Here is a 22182-nt window from a genome sequence, read left to right on the forward strand (position 1 = left end):
CGCTTACTCTCATTATGTAATTCATTCATCGCTGTTCCCATTAGGGAATGTCCTATAGCGCTACAGGAAATCCCTCGTTCTATCGAAAGATACAAAAAAGCCTCCCCCTGCTAAAGGGAAGCTTATATGAAGAGATTAATTGTTCTTTTGGCCCGTTAACAGGAGCATGATAAAAGAAATGAGTATGATAGAGCACGTCCAGGCCCAGGCCATAGGAAGATGCCCAGAATCCACTGCAATATAAATGGCCGTCGGAATCGTTTGTGTTTTACCCGGAATATTTCCGGCAATCATCAACGTAGCACCAAATTCGCCCAGGCCGCGGGCAAAACCGAGTATAAAGGCAGCTTTAAAAGAAGGGAAAATTAAAGGAAAGGTGATATACCGGAAAACCTGCCATTCACTTGCACCCATCGAACGTCCCACGTTTTCCAAGTCCTGGTCAACAGAAGACAATCCCATTTTCAGTGTCCGATAGACAAGAGGAAAAGCCACTACCACCGCTGCTATAACCCCAGCCCACCACGAGAATATAATAGGTTCTCCAAACGATTGCTCCACAAAACGTCCGAACCCGCTTTTTCGTCCTAGTAATATTAGTAGTAAAAAACCAACAACCGTCGGTGGGAGTACCAAGGGCAGCATAAGCACAGTTTCAACAACCGTTTTCCCTTTAAATAAACCTAACCGTGACATGGACCATGCCACAAGCAAGCCTAATATGATTACTAGAACGCTGGATAACAGTGCAACCTGCAACGATAAGCGGATAGGAGGCCAATATTCATTCCAATCTATATCTTGCATGCTCACTTCGGTATGGTAAATCCATACTTAGCCATAATATTCAGAGATTCTTGTGATTGTAGGTATGCATAAAAGTCTTCGGCTTCTTGAATGTGCTTTGAACCTTTGATAATCCCGATTGGATACTCAACAGGTGAATAGGTTTTGGGATCCACCTCAAAGGCGATTTTTGCCTTTTGTGAAGTCAACGCATCTGTTTTATATACAAATCCGACATCAGCATTCCCAGTTTCCACATATTGCAGCACTTGTCTAACGTCTTTCGCTTGAACCAGCTTGCTCTGTAACGTGTCCCAAAGCTTCGCTTTCGTCAGCGCTTCCTGTGCGTAGTTGCCTGCAGGAACACTTTCAGGAATTCCGATCGCAACTTTCTTCACTTCTCTTTTTGTTAAATCGGTTACACTCGCAATGTCCATCGTCCCATCTGCTGGGATAACCGCGACCAATTCATTCGTCAGCCATGTTTTTTGTTTATTACTCTCTATTAACTGTTGATCTACGAGAGACTTCAAGTTTTTCTTCGAAGCGGACAGGAACAAATCCGACGGCGCTCCTTGCTCAATTTGTTTTTCCAGCGCACCAGAGCCGCCGAAGTTAAAATTCAATTTGGTGCCTGTATGGGTTGATTCGTATGAATGCTGAATTTCTTTGAGCGCATCCGTTAAACTTGCAGCTGCGGATATGGTAAGCTCAACAGTTTCAACCTTTTTCGAAGAATCCTGGCTGGAGACCTCGTTGTTCTGGGCCGTGCTGCTACCATTTGAAGCTGATTGTTGCCCCGCACCGCACCCTGAAAGTAATAAAATGATGGAAATAACCAAAACGAAAACAGTGCTACTTTTAATTAATTTATGCAATTGGTTCGGCTCCTCATGTTAGTTCATCATTAATTAATGGGTTTCGCTATTAGCTGTGCCTGTTTCGTACGTTCGATCAATGTACAATTTTCAAGAAGAATATGATTAAAAATATCTGCTTCCAGGTCTTCTAACCGCTTCAATACGAGTCGGTGCGTACCACAAGCTTCCTGCATCGGCTCAAAGCCATTTGTGATCAAGCGCATTTCCTTCAGGAATTCCACCACCGTTTGATGTTCGTTTTGCAACTTGGACAAAATTGGATTTAACTCATCTGCTCGTTCCATTGTTGATTCTTGTAAAAATGCTTCAATCATCGGAAACACAAGGTCCTCCTCATATTGAATATGTTCCGATATTTCCTGTTTAAGCAAGGTGAACAGTTCGTTAACTCGCTTTAGATGCGGATAACGTTCGCCATGAACCCGCGTTAGTTTGGTTACATACGGCGTTAACGCCGATAGTTCTTCCCGAAGCTTCGTATGATACTCATTTTGAATATAGGCGATTAGTTCTTTGGGTTCGAGTGAAGGAGGTTGCATTTGCTTATGCTGTGCCTGCTTTTCTTCCACTTCATGTATCTGCGTCAGCAGTTCACCAGCGTGGAGACCTTGATTGGCTGCTGCTTCACGGAGCGATATTTTCCCTCCACAGCAGAAATCAATCCTCAGTTTGCGGAACAGATCTCCCGTTTTGGGTACTGCTTTCACAATGTCCGCCACCCATGTTTCTTCCGTTAACTGGCTCATCTTCCATTCCTCCATCTTACTTCGATTTTATACTTAACTTTCATTCTACGTCTCCCTTAAAGCTGAACCAATCAGGGGGTTCCCTCTTTCATTCGTGGAAAGAGCCTGATTATAAAAAATCAGAAAGCAACTGTTCAGCCGCTTCTTTCCCTTGAGCGATGCAATCTGGAATTCCAACGCCCCCATAGCCGGCACCACATAGAAAAACACCCGGTAAATCCTGTGCGAAGTCCTGTCTGATCTTCGCCATATGCTCTTTGTGTCCAATCGGATATTGCGGCATTGATCGATCACACCTACTGACTTCGGTGAATTCCGGTTCCGCTTCCAGGCCCATTAAATCTTTCAAATCTTTACGCGCGGCATCCACAAGTTGATCGTCTGTCATCTGAATCCACTCCTGTGCACCTGCATGTCCAATGTAGGTCCGTAAAAGCGTATATCCTTCAGGAGCAGTATGGCTCCACTTCGTCGAAGACCAAGTACATGCCGTAATCTGTTTGCCTTCTTTGCGGGGTACTAAAAATCCCGTTCCCTCAAAATTAAGATTAAGATCTGTGTTTTTATAAGCAAGAGCAATATTGGCTACGGAAACATAGTGAATCTTGTGTAACCAGCTAGCGCTTGCAACGCCGGAGAATAATGTAGCCGCTTCAAAAGCTGGAACAGCGCAAATCACCGCATCCGCATCTATTTTTTGCCCATGTTCTAAAATGACCTGATAACCGCTTTCTTTCCTTACTTCAACTACACCTTGCCCCATAACAAAACGTACGGTATCCAGCCTTTCCTTTAGCCGCTCCACGATCGAAGATAATCCTAGCCGATAAGAAAGAAACATACTTTTCTTAGCGATATCCGGCAGGTTGTCTTGTACTGCTGGCTTTCTCCCCGCCCCTTTAGACATACCCTTAATCAGACTTCCATGCTTTTGTTCCATTAGTTTAAATTGAGGGAAGGTTGACATGAGGCTCAGGGAATGTGTATCCCCAGCGTAAATTCCAGACAGCAGAGGTTCCGTAATCTGGTCCAGAACTTCTTTGCCGAGACGCCGTTTGATAAAATCACCTAGAGATTCGTCTGCATCACCTTTCTTTGCCGGAATGATTAAATCCAGGGCTGCCCGTGCTTTTCCCAGCGGAGAAATAAGTCCTGTCCGAATGAAGGGAGTGAGCTTTGTTGGAATGCCCAGAATGAAGCCCATCGGCATCGTATGAAGTTTGCCCTTATGCAAAATGCTAGCAGATTTGGCTTTCGGGTTTGTCGATACCAGATCTGCTTCCAGCCCCAACTCCATAGTCAAATCCAATATTGCCGTCTTTCTGGCCAAGAAAGCATCCGGTCCTTTTTCGATCATAAAATCGTTTTGGCGAACGGTTTGCAGCTTTCCTCCTAGACGTTCACTTTTCTCCACCAGTGTAATCTCCACTTCAAGTTGCCGATCCTCAGCCAGCTTTTTCACATAAAAGGCAGCACTTAAACCGCTTATTCCTCCACCGAGAATAACGACTTTTTTAGAACTTTTCTTCATCATGAAAACACTTTTCCTCTCCAACCCCGGGTATATAAGCGCAATAAGGGTCACTCTCCAAATAGTCTCCTGTTATTGCAAAAGCCCTTGCTCTGGAGCCCCCACAGACAGCCTTGAATTCACAGACTCCACATTTACCTTTAAGTAGGGACTTATCTCTAAGATTCATCATGATCGGAGAGTTGCGATAAATATCTGCCAAGCTATCCTTTCGTACATTCCCGCACATAAGAGGCAGGAAACCACTAGGGTATACTTCGCCGATATGACTAATAAAAACAAATCCATCTCCGTCATTTACGCCTTTAGGAGCACGTCCTAAAACATCTGCCCTCTTTTGTCCGTCTGCTACACTGTTCTCACCTGCACTGTGCTTTTGCTGCAGCACGACCCTCCGGTAGTGAGGAGCTTCTGTAGCCTTCACTCCGTACGGCATCTGTTGCTGTATTTGATACAACCATTTCATTACGGCTTCATGCTCATCAGGAGTAATCATATCTTTCTCCATGCCACGTCCAGTTGGAACAAGGAAAAATAAACTCCATAACACGGCCTGCATTTCCTTTACTCTTTCTGCAATTTGCTCCAGATCATGAAGATTGTACCGGGATACCGTAGTGTTCACTTGAATAGGGATGTTCAGTTCCTTTAAATAACCAATTCCTCGCATGGTCGTATCGTAAGAACCCGCTGTACCCCGAAAATGATCGTGAATCTCGGCACATGAACCGTCCAGACTAAATGCCCACCGCGATAATCCAACTTGCTTTGCTTTTTCTACCGCTGTTCGTGTCACTTTAGGAGTGGCACTGGGGGTCATTGAAACCGACAGATTTTTCTCTTCAATTGCATATTGAGCCAGTTCAAACAGATCAGGACGCATTAAAGGATCTCCGCCTGTGAATACAAGCAACGGATGATTCATTTCAGCGATTTGATCTATTAGCTTCTTACCTTCTTCTAGTGTCAGTTGGCGAGGATCAGGTTTGTACTGAGCTTCCGCTCTACAGTGAAGGCACTTTAAAGCACAAGCTCGTGTAACCTCCCAGATGACTATAAACGGGTCAGTATGATAATCACGCGGCGTTTTCAAAGATATCATTGATGTCTCTCCTTTTAGAAATATAAAAACAACACAAAAACATAGAGCATCATTGAAAATCCAATTTCCGCCATGCCAACTTGTTTTGCCTTTAATCCGAGTTTAGGAAGCCAAATGGCTCTTATCAAAAAAATTAAAAAAGGAATAAACAGAAATAACTTTAACCAAATAGCAAACAACAAAATCACCGCATGATAGATAACGGAAGCATAATGGTAACGTATATTTTTTCTTTCACGAATGATCGTTTTGACATACAAAGCAGTTCCGATAAAGTAAAGCACCAAAAGCAAGAATAGCTCTGTTGCTACCCTCCAATCCTCTCCTCCCCCCATATAAATAACGGGATATATAAAAGAACAAAAGAGTAAAATTGCAACAATGTCATTGAGTAAAGCACGTTCATTTTTCGTTCTCGCAAAATAAATATTAGCCATAAAAAAGAGCAATAAAAGAACTCCATACCAGATCAAGGCAGGCTCAAACCATATCAGTGAAATTAACAAAGGAAGTAATATCACTCCGTATACAACGGCGGGTTTGCGGTATCTTTCACTGCTGCCTGTTTTGATCCATTGGAGGACAGGAAAACTGAATAAGTAGATAAAAAACCAGCACACAAATAGGGGTATATGAATGAGATCCCCTCGAGAAGCAGCTAAACCGAATAAAAATGGAAGAATGAGCATAGCCCAGGCTCCATGTTGATTGGGTATGTATCTGCTCATCCCCCTCAAACCCTTGATCCTTTTTTCACAATCTTTTTTATGTCTGTTATTTCGGTTAATCGATTCATCATCCATTCCCCCAAGATTGAGTTTTATCTTCTAACTTCATTCTAAGTATTATATGAAATTGAACCAATTAGGGAGTTCCCTTTTCCTTAGAGGGGAAAATCCTAACCGGAAAAATAACGCTATTTTCTTATGCTATACTGTACTAAAAAAGGGAACAAAGAAAGGATGAACTGTTATGGGAGGACCTTCTTTACGTCAACTGCATGCTCATCATGCCATTCATCAAGGCGGGCTATCTGGCGCTCTAGATAAGACGAGAGAAGTAGAGGAATTACTCGAAGCAAAAGAATTCCAGGTGGCGCGCCAGGCTGCCGACCACTTGATCGAATATTGGGAAACCCGCATTCTCAGCCATGCTGATGCAGAAGAGGAAGGATTCTATCAGGAGATGGTCGAGAAAAAACCAGAACTGCAGGAGGCTGTCGTCAAACTTACACGAGATCATGATTTGCTCCGAATCATTGTAAAAGAGCTCAAAGCCGGGATCCGTGAAGAAGGGCTTACGCCTGAAGTTCTTCAACAGTTCCACGCGCTTCTGGTTGTCAATGCCATTCATAGTCGGGAAGAAGAACGTTTATTGTTTGAGCAACCGTCATAATCAAGATGTGGCATGACGATTCACATTCTCTATAAAAACGTACCAAAGAAATAGTCCAACGCCTCTTGTGAGTATCCGTCATCTCCTTGCCAGGCTGCTACGGAATAAAAATCATGATTGCCGTGCTGTCGTTTACGAGGCGTGTCCTGTGGGACCAGCAGTCCGGCATATCCCCACACCTCCATGACAACATCACGCTCGTTTTTGCTGGATGGAAACACATCCTTCCAGCGCTTTTCCAATTGACGTGCACTGCTTTGAGCATCACAGTTCTGAACAGCTTCGAGCATGTTATGGAGTATAGCTAGATCCTCATCGGAAACCTGAACATCCTCTTCTTGACTGAACAATTCAAGGTCCATCCAGCAATACAGAAGGTAGTTCAGACGAATACCGCCCCATTTGATTCGTTCAAAATTTAGTACATTCAAATCTTTATTGACGTATTCCTTATCGGACATCATTTTATTAAAATTACAATCCCCACAGCTACTGTAATTGGGCAGGACGACAGGCCGCTCCCCATAGGTGTGCAAAGGAAGCCCTGCGGTTAATGCCCAGCTCGATAAGGCGCTTCGTAAATGAACCTTTTTCGTGGAAAGACTATGCAAAAATGCTGCTGCCACTCGTTCTTTTGTAGCCTTTTGCTGGTGCAGCTCATGCAGCCTGTTTATAATCTCGTTATGTGTAATGGTGATCGGATCGAACATCAAGCCCTTACTTTTGGCATATTCAAAATCCTCACCCGAAAAAGATCCCCGCTCCTGCTTCCAGCCGCTAGAGGACCAGAATGTGTTCATCAGTATTTTTTTCGCCTTTTTATCCACAACATATCTCCCTTACTCATCCAACACCCTCACCTCCAGCACAAAGCGCAGGGTTGTCGTGTATTTTATGTAAGATCACTATTCATTTTATACTTAAAGGCAATGGCCGTATTTCCCGACCGGGGGTCAAAATAAGAAGAGATTTTCCCCCAGTTCAGTTTATATTCCATATAGGGGTAAGGCTTTGTTTGACGATAGCTTGGCTTTACGGACAAATGTTGCTGTAACAAACGATCATGCTCCCTTTGCCGCTTTCTCTCCCCTTCTTCAGACCAATTATCCCACGAAGTTGGAAATTCATTGCCCTGGAGCGAAATCTCCGCGACAACTAGGCTTGTATCCTTAAAGCATACAGACACAAAAAAATGCCGACGCAGCAAAGAAACCTGATCGAAATGATACCAGATATACTCATTTCCTAGCTTTCTTACAGAATGAAAATATTTAGAATACCAATCGGCCTCTAACAACTGATCTTCCGTTAAATATGAGTAAATCGCACGCTCACCATCGACCTGAATGATTCCCGATTCCCAGTCATTCATTGCTGCCACTCCTTCAGCTATTATGCCAATCTCCTACAGTTGCTCTCTGCCCTTATTTGTCCACATGATTGAAAATGGCCTGCCAGGCCCGATCTAGCACCCTCGTATGTAATTGTTTGGCATAAACAGTTCTAACGATGGCGAGAACGATCACACCCACGAATACAACACTGAGCAAAGTAATAGAGGGAACCCAATAGTCAAACATGGCATTCGCCAGCACTTGCAGCAAATGTCGTTCGGGTTGTAAATATTCCATTGCTGCAACGATGCCTGCTGCCAGCAATATGATCACTGATATAATCATAAGCATTGCATTGATTACTTTGTATTTGGCAAGCCCTCGCTGAAAAACGCGAGTTCCCGCATATTGCTCCAGCACGATGATCTGCTTGTGAAAATCATGTTCTACCTGCTCTACAGGCAGATCGTGCTCCTGAATAAATGCATGAGCTTTCTTCAGTTCGGATTGAATAAATAAACTACTCTGGATAGCAGATCCCAGCTGACCTAAAACATTCATATCTTTTCACTCCACTTCAATAGTATCTAACTTACGAGTATATAGGGTTGCCATGCTCTACAAAACGATCGGTTCCAGACTGCTCTCTAAATGAGCCTATTAGTAAAAATCAAAGTAACCCCGCCAGACTCCGTCATTCTGATGCTTGGCAAAATAAAAGCTGCCTCCATCCACAATATTCAATTGGGCTTTGGCATCCGAAGCAATCTGAAATACAAATTCATAGCCCTCGCCAAAGTCAATGCCCGATTGAATAAAGCTGGGATAGCCACCGATTTTGTGAACCGCATATATTTCCTCTACGATGTCCTCAAAATAGTCGGGTTCCTCCTCGTCCATTTGGTTAAGGGCATCGCCGTATTCCTCAGGGATGTCATCACCGTCCCAGACCGGATAATCATTCTCTTTGAGTTCAGGGAACAGCGGAAATGCTTTGATTTGCATAAATGACGGACCAAAATCTTTTTCGACCAAATCCTCTACCGACGTATACTCACGAATACACATATACCCTTCCATGTCCTCATGATCCAGTACATCGGGAGACAGGAAGACTGTCAACAGCTTGATGCTACGCATAGCTTCAGGGACAAAGGGCAAGGCCGGCAAATACAATTGCATGATCGGAGCCATAGCATTCCCCTGTACATCAATGGGTCGTTCCTCTGTTGGCAAAGCCACTGTAACTCTACCAATCCAGCTTTGTTCAAGGGAATCCGACGGTCTACGACCCCCTGTATGAAAAATCGTAGCTTTACGTTTTAGAATCGTTCTTAGCTTCTCAATAGCGTTGCTGGACAACGAAATCACTCCTTTCTAATCTAGAATAGAAACAGAACAACATCCTCGCCTGCTTTAAATCCAAACTCTCTTATTCGATCTTCCATCTCTTGAATCTGATGTAGATAATCTTCCGGCACAGCTGGCAGACCCTGTTCATTCACTAATGTCCCACCGAGTCTGGTGCGTGCATATTCGGCACTTTTCCACATCACCTCAAACACCGTTTGCGGCTGCGCGGTTCGCACCCCATCCATACTAAAAATTAAATCTGCAAAGCGATCCTCTGCGAGTGTACTCAACCAAAAAAAGCCAGGCTCGGTTCCCGTATGTACGCTAAATAGTTCATCATAACCTCCCGTCCCGTGATGGTGCGCATGGAAAATGTCCATATCTCCCCACTCCATTCCGAGACTCAGCATGACATCCCAGATATCCGCTCCACGGTAAGATTGGCCTTGATCCGCTACAAGCCTAAGCATGACAGCGTGTTCCCTTTCACCTTCCTGATCTGTAAATGCTTTAAGTTTTTCCGCTTTTGCACGTGCATGGGCAGCATCCTCTCGAGGAAGCACATGAACAGTTCCCTTCTCCTGAAAACGCGCTGGCAGTGTGTTCATAAAGTCTGCAACCTTGGCTTCATCCAAACAAACCTGCATCTCTACATTATCGAATATATCTATACAAACACAAATTTTATCAAAATGGCATTCGCCTGCTGGTCTGCGCCCCACACTAGTCCACACCTGTAAATCATGAACATGCCCATACACGATATATCCTTTGAGCAATTGCAAAATATCCTCATCTGACAACGTAAAACCACTAAATTCCACATCAATCAGCCAATAGATATTAGCATCAGGCTCCACTTGATGGATTCCTTTTATGGTCTTGACAGGCTCATGTTCCAACTCCACGGCAAGGATGCTCGATACATCCTCACTCCCATGTTCGGGTAAATTCATGAATCTCTCTCCTAACTAGCTGTTTTCACTTTACAGTTTCCTATAATTCTCAATATATATTAAACTATAAATCACCAAGCACAAAATAGTATAAAAACGGTGCTGGGTTGTTGAACTTAACTTTTAGAAATTCAAAGCTTCGAAAGGGGAGAACTCATGATGCAAAAACTTTGGCAAAAAGGGAAGGCTCTATCACTGCCTATTATGGTGTCCGCATCGCTGATATCTGGAGCGCTGTCTGTAAGTACACCTGCGGCGAATGCGGCTGCAACCAAGGAATTGCTCCAGCTATCCGGTCAGACTACTTACTATGGAGAGGTCGAGAATGGGCAGCCTAACGGACGTGGTACGATCAAATGGAGCGAATATAAGCAGTATTCGGGTGATTTTGTGAATGGCAAGCGATCAGGTACCGGAAAATATACAAATCAATACACGGATGCAGATGGACAGAATCATAAAGTCGTATACAACGGAACTTGGAGCAATGACACGATGAACGGCAAGGGTACGCAGACTGAAAAAGTGACGCAAATGGATGAAACCGTACGTTCGAACGAGATCCAGGTAGGTACTTTTCAGAACAATGGATTACAGAACGGCTACCAAGTGATCCACGCTGTGGCCGATCCAGACTACAGCTTCACTTATAAAAATAGCAATGAAATAATAAATATCTTACACAGTAATCAAGATCTGGTCCAAAGGTGGCAAAAAGGAGACCTCTTCTCCGTAAATTATAAAAATGGCTCTGTCCAAAAGGAATACTCCATGTTCCCTGAAGAGACTGCTACCAAAGAACGCCAAAGACAAGCGTCCATTAAGTATCTCAAAGGTATTACTGCCAAGGTCACTCCTCACTTGCAGCAGTTTGAAAAGCTGTCCAAGCAGATTCCGTTAAGTAATTAAACCGACGCGAAATATGTATTAGTCTCTACGCAAGAAGGCCTCTCTTTCTAATGGAAAGCTCCATTTGAAAAGAGTGGCTTTTTTCGTTTCGTTATGAATGACTATAAGAACTTCGGATCATACACCTCCTACTATTCTCCCTTATGCACCCTCATGAACTCATACAAATGACTTATTTTTCACTAAAACCCCCTCCTTTTTTTGCTAACCCCCACTGGATTCACTAAAATATAAGTAATTATTTTAATCATCCGAGGTGGACATCATGGCTAAAATTATGGTTCCTCCTGAGAAACTAGAAGCGGTTTCCAGGCAGTTCGCACAGGCACGTGAGCTGGGGGCACAAATTTGCGGACAACTGTCACAGCATATTCAGATGTTGGAAAATAGCTGGGCAGGAACAACACAGCAGCGCTTTTATCAGGATTTTCATAAAGCGCGTGGACAAATGGATGCTTTCACTCAAACTGTCAGTTCTGTCAGCACAGAGCTGCGTTCCATTGCAGTAAAATTTAAGGAAACAGATACCCAAGCAGACACGGGGATTACCAAAGGAGATCACAGCGGACAGATCAGCAACAGCGAAGGGGCAACTTCCGGGAAAAAAGGACCCGATCCAGCAGATATAGCCATTAACAGCCTGTCAGAGGCCAACAAATGGCGCGGGCAACTAGGATTTGCCGGAACAGCGATCTATAGCGGTCTGGCTTCCACACTTGTGCTCACCAAAACAGTAGAATTCAAGAAAAGTCTGAAGAATCCCACTCGAGCGGTTATACATAATGCGGCATGGGTGAAAGGCAAGGGTAACAATGCTTTTATGCGTAATTTGGGCAAAAGCCTAAACCGCCAATTCGCCAAACCCGGTATTGTGATGAAGGGGTTAAAGGGCTTTGATCGATTAGCTGGAAAGCTTCAAATGGGTAAGCTCGGCCTCGGATTCAACAAAGCCAACAGCTTTCCTCAGTGGACACGGAACGTCATCGCCGGGGTGGAAAAAGGACGTTACGGCATAGCCACCCGCCAAATTCCCGGTATGATTGCCAAAAAGCTCTACCCTATTAATGCCACCATGAATATTGTGGGCGAGGGCATCAGTCTGGCTGGAAAATGGAAAAGCGGGAAGCTTACCGGAACGGATGTAGCTGTATCTGCCTCTAACGTAGCGATTAAAACCGCCGCAACTTATGGCGGCGCTGTCGTTTTGGGGTCCATAGGCGGTGCTATCGGTGGTCCGGTCGGCGCAGCCGTCGGGGCATACGTCGGCGGTACAGTGGGAAGCTGGGCAGGCGGAAAAGTCGCCAAATTTGCGGAAAAAGGGATACGCTGGGCCAGCAAATTATTTAAATAATATACACACCTAACAGATGGAGAAGGAGCCTGACTATGGACAAACAAACGGTAATTTTAACGCTTGAGGAGCTAGGTTTTGCCTTGACCGCATTGGGCGCAGAAGATATGGCTTCTGGTCTGCTCCAATCTTATTACGGGGAACTAACCGAAGATCGCTGGGAACTACTTTTTCATGCCGCAACGCATAGCATGATATCCAAGGGTTTGATGGAACAACGGGATGACGAGCAACAACAGCTCGAATTTGATGCGTTCATTGTTGAAATTTTAGCTCATCTGGTACAAAGTCGTCAGATGCTACGTGGCTTTAAGGAGCAACAAGATAAGCAAAATACGTTAACGATACACCATGGAAATGAACGTTTTCTGTATCATTTCTCCAGTCACAATGAACTCCATTTCTTTCGCTGGTCTTCTCCAGAAGACTGGCATCACGACATTGATCAACTGTTCGGCCTGTCTGCTCCGAACTTCAATGCGCACAGCCGATACGTCGATCTGACCGAAGAACAGTGGAATGAGTTAACCTCATCCAACTTCACCATGCAGCAAATGGCAACGTGGAAGCTTCATGAGTCGGCTCAACAAATGATACAAGACTGGCGGGAGGACTTTGATCGTAATCAGTGTAGCCTTGATAATTTGAGCCAAATGGTATACACGGATACGGATGAAGATGGTCCTTCTGTTACAAATCTGCTATTTGTTCTTAAAGGAAAGAATGATGTGTGGATTGTAAGAAATACAGAACTGAATATGCAGGCCACTCCATGTCTGCGAATTGAAAGTGTGACCGAAGCTGACTGGAGAGAACGAATAACTTATTTCATTCAGGCGTTTGTTCCCGACGAGGCGGTATTCCGTGGATAAAATTGTATATCGAAGATCTTTGGCATTTTGGAAAGCCATGGGCAGCTTGATGTTTGTGCTTATTTGTCTGTTTTTGCTGCTGCTCATTTTTATCGACGAAGATATCTCAGCTCTACAAATCTTCTTCTTTATTACGTCCGCCATTGTCGGACTTCCTTTTTTCGGTAGCTATCTCGTGGTTTGTTTGAGCAGAACGCTTCGAAAGGATACCTACCTGTTCATCTTTGACGAGCACAGCATTTCAGATGGTATTCGAACTGTCCCGTGGGCTGCAATCACTAAAGTCGAATTCGAAGGGGCCTCCATCCGCAAATGGCTGCGCCCTCGCTTTCCCGCCTTTATTTTTCATCTGAATGACCACAGCACCTGGGAAGTCAGCACCGACTATGTGTTGAACGATATGGAGCTGAACCAAGCCGGGAAACAACTTCGAACTCTCATTAACCAGCATGGCAAGTCCAAGAAAAAACGTTCCTGAATAGTGCCATTGAATATATCAAAGCTTGTCTCTATCATATGCGGCTACAAGAGCCACAACCAATGCGGCCGAATTGGCCGCAGCCAAAAATGGAACACCAAACTGGCTACGGATAAAATGGGCGCGCTCAGCCTGGGAGATAAAGGAGTCTGCCGTCGTAATCAAACCCTTGACGATCTTCCCCTCAATCCTGGTCTCCGCCAGCGCTTCTGTCGCAAAAGCAAGCAGCGCTGGATCGAGCCCACCCGCAGACCCGGTATTAATGACAAGCTCTGGGCTAAAACGCTCAATCAGCAGGGCCGTAGTCGAGGCAACGTTCGCTTTGCCAATTCCTGATTGCAGCAAAATAACTTCCTTGTATTCCGGCTTATACTTGAAAAACCCCCGTCGCTGCGATACGCTGCACCGCCTCCAGCAGCCTTTCCTCACTGTTTACCAGACTGACCCGCACATAAGAAGCTCCTGCACGACCAAAGCCTTCTCCAGGAGCGACCGCAACGTGCGCACCGTCCAATAAAAAGTCTGCAAAGGAAGCCGATGTATGCCCCTCCGGCACCTTGAACCAGGCAAAAAAAGACCCTTGGGGAGCTGCTACATCCCAGCCAATACCTCGTAACGCTGCAATAAGAACATTACGGCGCCGCTCATATAACTTCGCGAGCTCCTGTACTGGCTCCTGGGTGCCCAGCAATGCGACAGCTCCCGCATCCTGTACCGCGCCAAAAACAGTGCTGTAGGCATGCGTATGATAATGCTTGAGCGCACCAATAACGGACACATTTCCAACCGCAAAGCCGAAGCGCCATCCAGCCATGTTATACGTTTTGGAAGCTGTATACGTCTCGACGCCATACTCCTTGCCGCCGGGGATTTGCAATAAACTAATCGGCTTATGCCCGTCAAATCCAAGAGCACCGTAAGCAAAATCATTCATAACTGGAAACTGATACCGAGCGGCATAATCCAGCGTCTTCGTCAGAAAGTCTGCAGTAGCTACGGCTCCAGTCGGATTGTTCGGATAATTAATCATAAGCAATTTGACCTGCTCTGCAATTTCTTCCGGCACGGTTGTATAATCAGGCAAGAAACCATGCTTCTCATCAAGCGGAATCGTATGAATATGGGCTCTTGCCAGCGTAGCAGCGGAATAATATTGGGGATATGCCGGATCGGTGGTCAATAACCAATCACCTGGATTCAATAGCGCCTGTGGAATCCCCATTACGCCTATGGCTGAGCCGTTGAATATGGCAATCTCCCGGTCCGGATCCAGCTCCACCTGATACTCCCGTTTATAGAACGCGGCGACAGCCTCCAGCGTGCTTTTTTTTCCATGAAAAGGCGGATAGCCCTGATTGATCGGTTGATCAACCGCTTCCTTCAAAGCGCTGATAATATGCGCCGATGTTGGCTGATCCGGGTTGCCGGCTGCCAGATTAATTACATCTATTCCTTTACTTTTATACAGATTCACTTTGTCATCTATTGCGCTAAAATAGTTGTCAGGCAGAGCCTTGACGAGATCAGAGGATGAAAAAATCACGTTCATATCCACCTTCTATCCATAAGATACAGGCTGACAACGTCAGCCCGCAGAAGATAATGCCCCATATTATTTGAAATAGCTTGGCAACTTGTAGCCTTCATAATCAGGGTTCGAATGGATGTACTTTTGGAATTCATCTGAATGATATCCTTCAATAATGTCTTTGACGAAGGGCTTATCCTTGTTCTTGCTGTCCACAGCGACCACGTTCGTGAACGGATCTGTCATATTTTCAAGCTTTAATGCCGAGGTCAGCTTTATTCCATTCGATACAGCAAAGTTCCCTTGTATAGCCGCAAAATCAACATCCTTCAGTACACGTGGCCCCTGTGCCGGATCGGTAGCAACAAATTGCAGATGATGCGGATTAGAGGTGATGTCGTTCACCGAGGTTTGCAATGGATCGATATTGTCCTTTAACGTAATCCAGCCTACTTCCTTCAAAATATTCAGCGCACGCAGCATATTGACTGGCTCGTTGGGCAGGTTGATTTGGGCTCCATCGCCGATTTCGTCAAGGCTGGTATGCTTGCTGGAGTACAATCCCATTGGAGGAGTCGGGACCTGTACAGCACCAATCAGATCAATATTCTCCCGCTTATTCATAGAATCCAGGTAAAGCGAATGCTGAAACACATTAGCATCAATATCCCCCTTAGCCACGGCTACATTGGGCTGAACACCGTCTGTAAACTCTTTATATGTAATCTTATATCCTTTCTTCTCCAAATATGGAGCCACACCATTCTTAAACTGATCGCTATATGGACCAGGATTAAAGCCGATATGCAGTGTTTTCTTTTCTTCACCCGCAGCATTGCCCGACGTATTCTTGCTGCCGCAGCCTGAAATAAAAAGCACGACTGCTCCCAGCAGCAATATAAATGAAATCCATGGTTTCTTCATTTGATGTCTCCCCCTGCTCCTTGATATCTTCTACTTTTGGTGAGTTAGAATGTTTACAGTCGCTCAAAATACCAAGTAACTTGATGCGTTTTATAGATATTACAATGATTTTTTATTCACTGTCAACAACATTTAATTACGCATCTTCTGCATAACAAATAAGGGATCACAACAGGCGATCCCCTTGTAGGTAAAAACACTTCACAAGTTTGTAATATTATTCCGTTTCAATTATACCCCCTGGGGGTATAATTGATATGAAAATAAAACCCTAAAGGAGCTATTAAATATGAGAATGCAATGGGCTTTGCTCGCTGGTACAGTCATGATGATTTTGAGTGGGTGCGGGAACAGTAACGCGCCAAACCAAGAGCACACGGCAAACAGCAGTCAACAGCACGACACATCGGAGATGAACCATTCCACTTCCAGTGAGCTTCCTGCCGGATTAAAAGAAGCTGAAAATCCAGCCTTCAAAGTTGGTGGTCAAGCGACTATACGAGCTGACCATATGGCAGGCATGAATCGGGCTACTGCCACGATTGTGGGTGCTTATACGACTACTGCTTATACAGTCTCCTATACACCAACCACTGGAGAAGAGAAAGTGAATAATCATAAGTGGGTTATTCATGAAGAAATTAAGGATGTAAGTAGTGAGCCCTATGCACCGGGCACAGAGGTTATCCTTGCAGCAGATCATATGAAGGGGATGGATGGGGCTAAGGCTACCATTGATTCCGCCGAGCCAACGACCGTATATATGGTAGATTATACGCCGACTACAGGAGGAGAGCCTGTCAAAAATCATAAATGGGTAACGGAGAGTGAGCTTTCAGCCCATTAGAACTCTTTTATCACAGGTCGCTTGTGATAACAAAAGGGAGCCTTACATCGGCTCCCTTTATACGGCTTTATTTGAGTTTGGACAAACCTACTTCGCCAAATTCAGCTTGGCCTCCTTGATATCATACAAAGTCCCTTCGTTGGAATCTACAAGCTTTTTCATTTGTTTGTTGGCTAGTCCATTTGCAGGCACGATTGCATTAAAAATAACATCATTTTTCTGTAATTGCTCGTTGATTTCATCTACTGAAAAACGGGCTTTACCCAGGGCTGTATTCTTATCATGAACTGGTGCATCTGTAATGAATATGATTGTTTTAGAATTAGAATTTTTGGGAAATTTACTTATAGCTAACTGAATAGCCTCTAATCCCGATTCCTTCAAATCCCCGCCAGCGGAAGGGCGCAGCATATTCATGTTACCTTTTAACTTATTTTTATCGGTCGTAAACTCCAAAAATTCTAAATCTTTATCTGCCTTCAGATTGATATCCCGAAATGCAACGACAGCAAAATGAGAACCTGCTGGAACGGAATCAACAAAGCCTTTCACCTTCTGTCTCACATAATCCAGCGTCCCTGTCATACTACTCGTAACATCTATGACGAACACAATATCCGTAGATTTGGAGAAGGTGGTGGATATCTTTTTCAGAATCGTTGGATTGGATTGTGATTCGGAAGCATCTTCATTTTCCTCCATTAATTGTTCACTTTCGCTAGTTGTCAAAACCTGCGGTGGAGCAAGGAAAATCACAACGCTCTGAGCTGCAATATTCCACTTTACCTTCGCACCCAGCGCCTCACTTACAAAGCGAATAGGAACCATTACTTTGCCGTTAATGAGTCTTGGCGCCGCATTGAGACGCACTAATTTTCCGTTGATATAGGCATCCCTAGAGCCTACAGTTAACTTGATCGTTGTATTTCCTTTGGTTGCAGTAACGGTCTTGGTAGCTCCATCCCACTTCACTTTCGCCCCAAGCGCCTCAAAAACGGCACGAAATGGCACCAGCATACTTCCGCTAATAGAGGTCGCAGGCTGCTCATATTGTTGCAGTTTACCGTCTATAAACACCTCAACCTGCTGAGCCTTGTTATTATTTATAGGAACAAATTGGGGTACAGACGCTGCCGAATTTCCCGACTGATCGATCATTTTGATATAAAAGTAATATCCACCTGTAGATAAATTCAGGTTACTCAAAGGGTAGCTAAACGTTGTTTCCGGATCGAACTGAATCCGTTTAATTAATTGAGCATCCGCATTTTTGACCATAACATATGAAGTGTACGTGGGTTGAATATTTTTCATCTTCAAACGAACTGAAAATGATGTACTTGAAGAGTTGATTGTAAATGTACCCGGAAAATTTTCTCCAGATGGGATAGACAAAGGGATTTCCGGTGACTCATCAACCGCTTGGTCCACTTTAGGCTCCTCGATCGGCTGGGTTACTTGCGGTTCAATTACTTTCGGTTCATCCATAGGTTGAGCAACTTTGGGTTCACTGGGAATGGGAATCTCTTTTATATTGGTCTCCACCTCAGGCTGCGTTACTTTCGGCTCCTCCGCAAGTGGAGTTACTGTAGATTCATCGACTGACTGCACAGTCCCTTTCATAGTTATAGCTATAGGAAGTTCTATATGATTTTCTGATCCTGGCCCAGGTACTGGTCGTGAATCTGCAATCGTAATTGTGGAGTTGACATAATCGATCGTAAAGTCACCAGAAGGAATTTCAATGTTGTTGCTATACAGACGAATTGGTGTATCAGGCTTAATCGTAAACGGGAGATCAAATTTAAACACTCTGTTTACTCCATTACCATCATCAAGAATAAGCTTAAGCTTATCTCCATCTTTGAATACTGTCGAATTGGCAGCCTGAACACTTTCTGTACACAAAGTGAACAACCCTACGAGTATCGTTAAAAACGAAAGTAGGAACATCATTCTTTTGAACTTCATTCTTATTTCCCCTTTTGAATCTATAGTCTTGTCGGTAAATCATAGCATAGGGTTAGATGAAGTTCATGCCATCTGATTACAGTTATGGATATGCGAACTCACTTTTTCCATCATTCGCACTCTGTTCATCTGTTCAATGTTCATATGTATCTCCTTGGCCCGCTTCTTCAACGTGGCATACGTAATATGGCCGCCTTCAGTGCTTTAGTGCCTTCTTCGCTTTTCAAATAATCCGACGGTGTTTCGTGGCCGAGTGCGGGGACTTTTCGATCCATCCAAGTCAGCAAATACTCCCCCATATCGGGCAGCAGCACGATCTGAATCTCCTTTGGAATTTTACTTTCAGCCACTTTTACTCTTATAGCCGGATCTACCTGATCATACCGCTCCTGATAGATCTGAACCATGTTGGCCCAGCTCTCCGGCTTAAACTCTTTCAAATAAATGTCTCTCATCTACGAACCCTCCTTAGGGCCTCAGACAACGCTTCTCATGCTGGAGCAACCATTCTTTTCTCCATAGCCCTCCTGCATAGCCCGTTAGTTTCTGATTGGAACCGATAATTCGGTGACATGGAATCACAAGGCTCAGCTTATTTTTTCCATTAGCACTGCCTACGGCTCGGATCGCTTTTTCATTTCCAATAGCAAGAGCAATATCTTTATAAGCTGTCGTTTTACCGTACTCCACGGACACCAGAGCATTCCATACTTTTTGCTGAAAATCCGTACCTTCAAAGGCATAAGGAAACGTAAACTCAAAGCGCTCTCCTTTAAAATACTCGTCAAGCTGGGTAGCGCATTCCGCTAATACTTGGATTGGAACCTCTTCTATAGCCCTCGTTAAGGGCTCATTCCGATTAGAGAACATAATAGAATAGACAGCCTCATTTGTGCCCTGTATCTCTATCTCTCCAATCGGCGATACATACTTCAATACGTAAAGTTCACTCATAAAAGGATACAACCTCCTTCCTTATCTATTCCTTACTCAACTTTCTATACTCACTAGGAGAACAATGGTTCAAGCTGCGAAACGCCTTATAGAAATGGGAGGAACTTTGGAATCCCGTCTCATAACAAATCTCAAGATTCGTGAGATTTGTACTTTTAAGAAGATAGGCTGCCTTATCTACTCTTATTTTTTCCAAATACGTACGCGGGGTTTCGGCGGTTTCCTGTTTAAAGATCCGATCCAAGTAAAAGGAGCTTATTCCGATATGATCCGCAATATCCTGCAATACAATTTTTTCCTTGTAATGATTGACCAAGAAGGTTACTACATTCTGCACAAGTCTGATATACGGCGAATGGTCTGTATGGGGCTGGCATCTTTTGCAAGCACGAAAACCCGCCTTTTCCACTTTGTCCAAATCAAAGTAAAACTCCACATTTATTTTTTTCGGCTTTTTGGATCGACAGGAAGGTCGGCAGTATATGCGAGTTGTTTTCACAGCGGTAAAAAACAACCCGTCATACTTACGATCACACGCTATAATTTTCTCCCACATTTCTTCAAAAGAAAGACTAAGGTTAGCCATGATCGAATGCTCTGTCCTTTCTATAGTTCATATTCATCTAGCTCAAGGATTTTGCAAAATCCTCATATAAATGTGATGTATCTTGTAGCTCTATCAACTGTTCGGCATTCTTTTGCAAAGCAACTATTATCTTATCAGAAAATGCATTTCCAAAGCTAAACCGTTTAACACCTAACTGCTGAAGCTGGTGGACATTCGTCAGACCCGGCAGGGATAAAACATTAAGCGGAGCATGTACATGAAACACAACTTCCCTGATCTCTTCATCACGCTTTAATCCTGGAACAAAAATTCCGCTCGCACCACTATCCACATACGCTTTGGCCCGCTCTATGGTCTCTGAAAGTGGGGCATCCATCTGCAAATATGTATCCGTTCTTGCGTTTATAAAAAACTTTTGAAACCCACGCCCATCCAATGCTGTTCTTATTTTGGACAACAGGTTACTGTGCAGGCCCACTTCTCGAAGTCCCTTTTGCGTTTTCAAAGAATCCTCAATATTAATCCCTGCAACTCCCACATCGGCTACCCTTAAAACATGATCAACAATCGTTGCCGTATCCTCCCCATATCCTGCTTCAATATCTGCCGACACTGGAATTTGAACATGCTCAGCAATCGTCCGAATAACGCTTACATGCTGGTCAAAATCAATAAGCTCTCCATCTGAGAATCCAAGCGTATTGGCAATTCCCCAGCTCGTCGTACCTATCGCCTTAAAGCCTGCCTTCTCCAAAGCCACCGCAGATAGCATATCCCAGGCGTTCCCTAAAAATAAAAGTTCCTCTAATGTGTGAAGTGCATGAAACTGCTGGATTTTGTTCATAAATATAGCCTCCTGATATGTGATGTAACTCATTTTATCAAGAGGCTATCTTTGTTTCGTCCTCATTCTTGCACTTATGGTCTGTAGGAATCTAGGTCATACTCTAGCACTGCTTCAGAAGCCCGAAAGTTGCAAGCTCCTGAAACAGTCTTGTAAAATGGTTATGAAGTCGAAATAAGGCCGTTAGATGATTCGGTAGCCAGATGGAAGTCTACCGCTACTGCGGATATTACGGATTTGTTGCAACGTCAAACGTTGATTGGTAGAGATAATAGATTCCACATCATTCCCACGAATCAGATCATCCAGGTCGGCAATGCTGCGATTGCCTCTAAACACACGGAAGTTACCTCTAAACCGCGTGCCAGTAAAGAGTACCAGTGTAGCATTGCTGCTGGTAGAAAAGAAACGCAGACTTTCGATGCCGTCCAGAATGTTATCGGTATTACGAATGCCTAGGTTTCCTCTGAATACTCTCCTGGAACCCCGAAAATTTTCTTCGTTGTAAACTGTAAGACGTGGATACGTTTGAGATACATATGCTTTGTTGTCCATGTTGTAATTCCTCCTTTCAACTTATCTTATGCCTCACCATCCGATTGGCGCGGGCCTCGCAGCATCCATCTAAAAATGGTTATGTGATTGAATAGAGCGATGCAGACTTGAAAAAGGAACATATGTTCTGTATAATCTAGCTTAGCAATTTGGAAAATCCTGAACTAACGGAGATGCGGACATGGACGATAAATTTATTGAGGAACTACGTGAAATTAGCAGAAACGACAAGCGAAGATCCGAATTTCTTATTAAGGGTATGAAGGAAACACTTCAGGAAAGAAAAGAAAAAAACTT

26 protein-coding genes are annotated in these 22182 nt (G+C 44.1%); 6 read left to right on the top strand and 20 right to left on the bottom strand.

Annotation, left to right across the window (positions count from 1 at the left end; all coding sequences use genetic code 11):
* Nucleotides 1-135: 135 nt before the first annotated feature.
* The 6 genes from modB to ACYCS5_RS03805 form a co-directional block, all read right to left on the bottom strand.
* Nucleotides 136-813, bottom strand: coding sequence for a molybdate ABC transporter permease subunit (gene modB, locus ACYCS5_RS03780; protein WP_459760826.1), 678 nt, complete (start codon nucleotides 811-813; stop codon nucleotides 136-138).
* Nucleotides 810-1664, bottom strand: coding sequence for a molybdate ABC transporter substrate-binding protein (gene modA / locus ACYCS5_RS03785; RefSeq protein ID WP_165149730.1), 855 nt, complete (start codon nucleotides 1662-1664; stop codon nucleotides 810-812). Before modA ends, modB begins: the two co-directional genes overlap by 4 nt.
* A gap of 29 nt (nucleotides 1665-1693) precedes the next feature.
* Nucleotides 1694-2413 (bottom strand): iron-sulfur cluster repair di-iron protein, encoded by a 720-nt coding sequence (gene ric, locus ACYCS5_RS03790; protein WP_029515518.1) that lies wholly within the window; start codon nucleotides 2411-2413, stop codon nucleotides 1694-1696.
* Nucleotides 2414-2522: 109 nt separating this feature from the next.
* Nucleotides 2523-3944, bottom strand: coding sequence for a protoporphyrinogen oxidase (gene hemG / locus ACYCS5_RS03795; RefSeq protein ID WP_459760827.1), 1422 nt, complete (start codon nucleotides 3942-3944; stop codon nucleotides 2523-2525).
* Nucleotides 3928-5046 carry a TIGR04053 family radical SAM/SPASM domain-containing protein gene (locus ACYCS5_RS03800; RefSeq protein ID WP_165149726.1) on the bottom strand — a complete coding sequence of 373 codons (1119 nt, stop codon included), beginning with the start codon at nucleotides 5044-5046 and terminating at the stop codon, nucleotides 3928-3930. The genes hemG and ACYCS5_RS03800 overlap by 17 nt, the downstream gene beginning before the upstream one ends.
* A 14-nt stretch (nucleotides 5047-5060) precedes the next feature.
* Nucleotides 5061-5849, bottom strand: coding sequence for a YwiC-like family protein (locus tag ACYCS5_RS03805; RefSeq protein WP_069010497.1), 789 nt, complete (start codon nucleotides 5847-5849; stop codon nucleotides 5061-5063).
* Between the two features lie 169 nt (nucleotides 5850-6018).
* On the opposite strand from ACYCS5_RS03805, the gene ACYCS5_RS03810 reads away from it, so the two are divergent.
* Nucleotides 6019-6441, top strand: coding sequence for a hemerythrin domain-containing protein (locus ACYCS5_RS03810; RefSeq protein ID WP_029515522.1), 423 nt, complete (start codon nucleotides 6019-6021; stop codon nucleotides 6439-6441).
* A 29-nt stretch (nucleotides 6442-6470) separates the two neighbouring features.
* Here ACYCS5_RS03810 and ACYCS5_RS03815 read toward each other — a convergent pair whose 3' ends face one another.
* The 5 genes from ACYCS5_RS03815 to ACYCS5_RS03835 all read right to left on the bottom strand — a co-directional run bounded on the left by ACYCS5_RS03815 (nucleotide 6471) and on the right by ACYCS5_RS03835 (nucleotide 10084).
* Entirely contained in the window at nucleotides 6471-7268 is a 798-nt protein-coding gene (locus ACYCS5_RS03815) for a hypothetical protein (RefSeq protein ID WP_029515523.1), read from the bottom strand.
* Between the two features lie 65 nt (nucleotides 7269-7333).
* A complete protein-coding gene (locus ACYCS5_RS03820; protein WP_029515524.1) occupies nucleotides 7334-7813 on the bottom strand; it encodes a hypothetical protein in 480 nt (159 codons plus the stop codon).
* 52 nt (nucleotides 7814-7865) lie between these two features.
* Entirely contained in the window at nucleotides 7866-8336 is a 471-nt protein-coding gene (locus ACYCS5_RS03825; RefSeq protein WP_029515525.1) for a DUF6097 family protein, read from the bottom strand.
* Nucleotides 8337-8435: 99 nt separating this feature from the next.
* Complete coding sequence (locus tag ACYCS5_RS03830) at nucleotides 8436-9137, bottom strand: DUF1963 domain-containing protein (protein ID WP_029515526.1); 702 nt, start codon at nucleotides 9135-9137, stop codon at nucleotides 8436-8438.
* Between the two features lie 20 nt (nucleotides 9138-9157).
* Nucleotides 9158-10084, bottom strand: coding sequence for a cell division protein ZipA C-terminal FtsZ-binding domain-containing protein (locus ACYCS5_RS03835; protein WP_340886118.1), 927 nt, complete (start codon nucleotides 10082-10084; stop codon nucleotides 9158-9160).
* Nucleotides 10085-10243: 159 nt separating this feature from the next.
* Here ACYCS5_RS03835 and ACYCS5_RS03840 point away from each other — a divergent pair, with 159 nt between their 5' ends.
* From ACYCS5_RS03840 to ACYCS5_RS03855, 4 genes are all read left to right on the top strand, one after another.
* Nucleotides 10244-10993, top strand: a complete 750-nt coding sequence (locus tag ACYCS5_RS03840; RefSeq protein ID WP_029515528.1) for an MORN repeat-containing protein — start codon at nucleotides 10244-10246, stop codon at nucleotides 10991-10993.
* Nucleotides 10994-11258: 265 nt separating this feature from the next.
* Nucleotides 11259-12344 carry a WXG100 family type VII secretion target gene (locus ACYCS5_RS03845; protein WP_241113381.1) on the top strand — a complete coding sequence of 362 codons (1086 nt, stop codon included), beginning with the start codon at nucleotides 11259-11261 and terminating at the stop codon, nucleotides 12342-12344.
* A 35-nt stretch (nucleotides 12345-12379) separates the two neighbouring features.
* Entirely contained in the window at nucleotides 12380-13216 is an 837-nt protein-coding gene (locus ACYCS5_RS03850) for a hypothetical protein (protein WP_029515530.1), read from the top strand.
* On the top strand, nucleotides 13209-13694 hold the full coding sequence (locus tag ACYCS5_RS03855) for a DUF5381 family protein (RefSeq protein WP_029515531.1): 486 nt from the start codon (nucleotides 13209-13211) through the stop codon (nucleotides 13692-13694). Before ACYCS5_RS03850 ends, ACYCS5_RS03855 begins: the two co-directional genes overlap by 8 nt.
* 18 nt (nucleotides 13695-13712) lie before the next feature.
* Here ACYCS5_RS03855 and ACYCS5_RS03860 read toward each other — a convergent pair whose 3' ends face one another.
* The 3 genes from ACYCS5_RS03860 to ACYCS5_RS03870 all read right to left on the bottom strand — a co-directional run bounded on the left by ACYCS5_RS03860 (nucleotide 13713) and on the right by ACYCS5_RS03870 (nucleotide 16146).
* The gene (locus ACYCS5_RS03860) at nucleotides 13713-14039 is read right to left on the bottom strand and encodes a phosphorylase family protein (protein WP_340886119.1); all 327 of its coding nucleotides are present in this window, start codon (nucleotides 14037-14039) and stop codon (nucleotides 13713-13715) included.
* 22 nt (nucleotides 14040-14061) lie between these two features.
* A complete protein-coding gene (locus ACYCS5_RS03865; RefSeq protein WP_340886120.1) occupies nucleotides 14062-15237 on the bottom strand; it encodes an aminotransferase class I/II-fold pyridoxal phosphate-dependent enzyme in 1176 nt (391 codons plus the stop codon).
* 69 nt (nucleotides 15238-15306) lie between these two features.
* Nucleotides 15307-16146, bottom strand: coding sequence for a MetQ/NlpA family ABC transporter substrate-binding protein (locus ACYCS5_RS03870; protein ID WP_069010487.1), 840 nt, complete (start codon nucleotides 16144-16146; stop codon nucleotides 15307-15309).
* A 289-nt stretch (nucleotides 16147-16435) separates the two neighbouring features.
* Between ACYCS5_RS03870 and ACYCS5_RS03875 the strand changes: the two genes are divergently transcribed.
* A complete protein-coding gene (locus ACYCS5_RS03875; protein WP_340886121.1) occupies nucleotides 16436-16993 on the top strand; it encodes a YdhK family protein in 558 nt (185 codons plus the stop codon).
* Nucleotides 16994-17080: 87 nt separating this feature from the next.
* On the opposite strand, the gene ACYCS5_RS03880 is transcribed toward ACYCS5_RS03875, so the two are convergent.
* The 6 genes from ACYCS5_RS03880 to ACYCS5_RS03905 form a co-directional block, all read right to left on the bottom strand.
* Nucleotides 17081-18964 carry a stalk domain-containing protein gene (locus tag ACYCS5_RS03880; RefSeq protein WP_459760828.1) on the bottom strand — a complete coding sequence of 628 codons (1884 nt, stop codon included), beginning with the start codon at nucleotides 18962-18964 and terminating at the stop codon, nucleotides 17081-17083.
* 167 nt (nucleotides 18965-19131) lie between these two features.
* Complete coding sequence (locus ACYCS5_RS03885; protein WP_459760829.1) at nucleotides 19132-19419, bottom strand: hypothetical protein; 288 nt, start codon at nucleotides 19417-19419, stop codon at nucleotides 19132-19134.
* A gap of 13 nt (nucleotides 19420-19432) precedes the next feature.
* The gene (locus ACYCS5_RS03890; RefSeq protein WP_459760830.1) at nucleotides 19433-19918 is read right to left on the bottom strand and encodes a methylated-DNA--[protein]-cysteine S-methyltransferase; all 486 of its coding nucleotides are present in this window, start codon (nucleotides 19916-19918) and stop codon (nucleotides 19433-19435) included.
* A gap of 25 nt (nucleotides 19919-19943) precedes the next feature.
* A complete protein-coding gene (locus ACYCS5_RS03895) occupies nucleotides 19944-20504 on the bottom strand; it encodes a bifunctional transcriptional activator/DNA repair enzyme AdaA (RefSeq protein ID WP_076157436.1) in 561 nt (186 codons plus the stop codon).
* A 37-nt stretch (nucleotides 20505-20541) separates the two neighbouring features.
* On the bottom strand, nucleotides 20542-21330 hold the full coding sequence (locus ACYCS5_RS03900; RefSeq protein WP_459760831.1) for an isocitrate lyase/PEP mutase family protein: 789 nt from the start codon (nucleotides 21328-21330) through the stop codon (nucleotides 20542-20544).
* 183 nt (nucleotides 21331-21513) lie between these two features.
* On the bottom strand, nucleotides 21514-21885 hold the full coding sequence (locus ACYCS5_RS03905; protein ID WP_029515541.1) for a hypothetical protein: 372 nt from the start codon (nucleotides 21883-21885) through the stop codon (nucleotides 21514-21516).
* Nucleotides 21886-22182: the final 297 nt, after the last annotated feature.

The organism is Paenibacillus sp. SEL3, from assembly GCF_054602585.1.